Origin of the sequence: Prauserella marina (assembly GCF_002240355.1) — a bacterium.
In the GTDB taxonomy this organism is placed as follows: domain Bacteria; phylum Actinomycetota; class Actinomycetes; order Mycobacteriales; family Pseudonocardiaceae; genus Prauserella_A; species Prauserella_A marina.
Genome location: NZ_CP016353.1, coordinates 4,822,315 through 4,825,893, shown reverse-complemented (window position 1 = coordinate 4,825,893; position 3,579 = coordinate 4,822,315). Strand labels below are relative to the sequence as shown.

Genomic DNA, 3,579 nt, shown 5'->3' with positions numbered 1-3,579 from the left:
TCCACTGTAGACACAAGTGTGCCTGCGGTGGTATCCGCGGGGCACGCCCTCGTCGAGGACTACGCGCTGAGCACGGCGTTGTCGAGCAGCTTCCGTACCTCGGCCGCCCTGGAGTGCGCGATCTGTTCGAGCAGGGTCAGCGCCTGTTCCCAGCAGCCGATCGCGCCGGCCTCGTCACCCAGTTCACGCAGGACGTTGCCGAGCGTCTGCAAGGTTTCCGCCTCGTCGGCCCTCGACTTCGCCCTGTGGTGGATGTCGATGGCTTCCCGCAACGGCTCCATCGCCTCGGAGTGGTGCCCGAGCCGGGCCAACGCGCTACCGAGCCCGTGCAGGCTGAGCGCTCTGTTGCGCGTGTGCCCCGCTTTGTCGGACATCGCGATGCCCTCGCGGAATTGTGCGATCGCCTCGTCGTAGCGGCCTGCTCTCTGGTAGGTCTCGCCGAGGTTGTTCACCACTCCGATCTCGAAGAAGACGTCGCCGACGTCCCTCGCGATCTCGCGAGCCCGCTCGAACTCGCTGATGGCGGTTGCGAACTCGTCCTTGAACGCGTGCACGATCGCGGAGTTGCCGAGCACCCGCCCGAGAGTCTGCAATTCCCCGAGTTCGGTGCGGATCGCGATCGACTCGGCGAACAACTCGGCCGCCCTGTCCATGTCGCCGGTCTCGGCATAGGCGACGCCGAGGTCGTTGAGCGTCCAGCCCTCGCCCTGCTTGTTTTCGGCAGCCCTCGCCGCCGCCAGCCCGGTCTTGGCGACGTCCAGCCACACACTCCGATCGCTCGTGAACCGGAAATGAGCCTGCAACGCGACGGAGAGCCGCCACGCGGCCCCGGGGAGCCCGTGTTCGAGCGCGGCGGGCAGCGCGCTCACGAGCGTCGCGCTTTCCGCCTCCAGCCAGCGGAAGGCCGCGTCCTCGTTGGCGAAGATGGGAAGATGCTCCGCGCCCTCACTCCACGCGGGCAACAAGAGCGGGTCGTCGGGAAGCAGCCGCGCCCGCGCCGCTACCGCGGAGTGCGAGAACCAGCGGAGCAGCCTGCGCAGCGCTTTCCTGCGGTAGCCGATGTCCTCGGCGCTGATGAGGTCGCGGGCGTAGTCCTTGAGTAGGTCGTGGAGGCGGTAGCGGTCGCCGTTGGTGACCATGACGAGGTGTTCGTCGACGAGGTGGTCGAGGACTCGTCGGGTGTGGGTGGGGGTGTGTCCGGCCAGCGCGGCCGTCGACGCGGCGGTGAAGTCCTCGCCGGGGTGGAGGCCGAGGAGTCGGAACACGGTTTGTGCTTCGGTGGTGAGTGCTTGGTAGGAGAGGTCGAAGGCGGCGCGGACTCGGCGGGTTCCGGCGGCGAGTTCGCTCATGCGGTCGCTTGCTTCGTGGAGGCGGAGGGCGAGGTCTTCGAATCTCCACGCGGGTCGTGCTTGGAGGCGGTGGGCGACCAGTGCGACCGCGAGGGGGAGTCGGCCGCAGAGTTCGACGACGTCGCGGGCTCCGGTGGGTTCGGCGTTGACGCGTTGGGGTCCGACGATCTGGACGAGGAGTGCTTTGGCGTCGGTGGGGCTGAGGACGTCGAGGGGGAGGGTGTGGGTGCCGTCGAGGGCGAGCGTTCTGCGGCTGGTGACCAGGACGAGGTGGGTTGCCCCGGCTGGGAGGAGGGGGAGTACCTGCTCGGCTGTGGCGGCGTTGTCGAGCAGTACCAGTGCGTTCTTGCCGTGGAGGCGGTCGCGGTAGAGGGCGGCCCTGCTGTCGAGGTCTTGCGGGATCTGATCGCCGGGGACGTCGAGGAGGTGCAGGAAGGAGGCCAGCACGGTGTTGGGGTCGGCGGGTGGTTGGGGTGCGTGGCCGTGGAGGTCGACGTAGAGTTGCTGGTCGCCGTATTTGCCTGCGGCGAGGAGTTGGTGGGCTAGGCGGACGGCGAGGCGGGTTTTGCCGACGCCTGCCATGCCGACGATGTTGGCGATGGTGGTGGCGGTGTGGTGTTCGGCGTTGCGGGCGGCGCGGGCTTGGAGGACGGAGAGTTCGGTTTCGCGGCCGGTGAAGTCGGCGATGTCGCGGGGGAGTTGGCGGTGGGCGCGGGTGGCGGTGGCGGGTTGTTCGCTGCGGGTGAGGTCGTGGCGGAGGACGCGTTGGTGTGCTTGGGCGAGTTCGTGGCCGGGGTCGGCGCCGAGTTCGGTGGCGAGGCGGTTGCGTAGGTCGGTGAAGACCGATAGGGCGGCGGCTTGTTGTCCGCTGCCGGCGAGGGCGATCATGAGTGCGGCGTGGATGTTTTCGTGGAGTGGGTCGGATTCGGCGACGTCGCGGAGGAAGGGCAGTACTTCGCTGTGGCGGCCGAGTTCGCCGGCGGTGCTGGCGTAGTCGAGGACGAGGGCTTGGCGTTCGCGGCCGAGGGCGACCGTGGCGGGGTGCACGCGCAGCGCGGGCAGGTTCGTCAGCGGTTCGCCGCGCCAGAGGTTCACCGCTTGTTTGAACTGCTCACACGCACCGACCAGATCACCCTGCTTACGCGACTCGGCGGCAGCCGAGGCCAGCTTGCGGAAAGCCAGCAGGTCGAGTTGCTGGTCGCCAAGGGTGAGCTGGTATCCGGACTGGGTGGCGATCACGAGCCTGTTGGCTGAGGCATCCGGTTTGCGGGGCAGCAGTCTGCGGCGCAGCCGGGACACGTCGGTCTGCAACAGCGCGACCGCGGTCTCCGGCGGTTCCGAGTCCCACAACCATTCCAGCAGCGAATCGCGGGCGACGGGTTCGTTCGGGGCGAGTGCCAGCAGTCCGAGCAGCATCCTCCGGCGTGCCGAACCAGGATCGACGGCGGCACCGGCGACCTGGGCCGACAGCGGGCCGAGTACCTGGACCCACAGGTCGTAGCCCGGGATCTGAGTGTTCAGCGAGAGCCCGATGAGTTCGTCGGTTTCGTCGGCGGACAGCGCGAGCGCGGTCGCGAGCCTGCGCAGCGTCGCGACCCTCGGCTTGGCGACCCTGCCCTGTTCGAGGTCACGTAGTCCGGCGAGGCTCACCCCGGCCAGTTCCGCTGCCTGCTGCTGCGTCATCCCCGCCCTGCGGCGAAACTCCTGAATCAGCTTGTCGATCCGCCGCAGCGAACCAGCGGGCCCGGTCACGGCAGCCGCCCCTGGCTACCCGACACGGTGTTCTGTCCACAGCCGTCCAGTAGCACGCTGAGTGATCGCCCCTGGACGAGGAGTGGAGGGCCGGATCTGCCCGGCCCGAAGTGACAGAAGAGTGTCAGCGACATGTCAGCGAGGTATCCGATCATGAAAGCAGGGCTGGAACGCGCCAGTCGTGATGGCACGTACTGATTCCACGCCCCGGAGGAAGCGGGGAGCTTGACGCCGGGACAGCCGGAGAGACCCTTCGCGGTGGGCAGTCTAGTGAATGTCCACAACGGGTTTTCCGGCCGCACCGGCCATGGTGTCTGTGCTGGTGATCGTGCTGATCACGGGAAGGATCTTCGAGGCGGCACGAGACACGTGAGCTCGCGTTTTCGCTGGTGCTCTTTCCTTTGCGGGAGGGGCCCCTGTGCGATATCGTTTGCTTTGCTCACGATATTCGGCGCCGACTGGGGGCCGAGGTGTCCGC

General features: G+C 68.0%; 1 protein-coding gene. It reads right to left on the bottom strand.

Annotated elements, in window-relative coordinates; all coding sequences use genetic code 11:
- Positions 1 to 59: 59 nt before the first annotated feature.
- Positions 60 to 3,101, bottom strand: coding sequence for a BTAD domain-containing putative transcriptional regulator (locus BAY61_RS22545; RefSeq protein WP_094168515.1), 3,042 nt, complete (start codon positions 3,099 to 3,101; stop codon positions 60 to 62).
- Between the last annotated feature and the right edge of the window lie 478 nt (positions 3,102 to 3,579).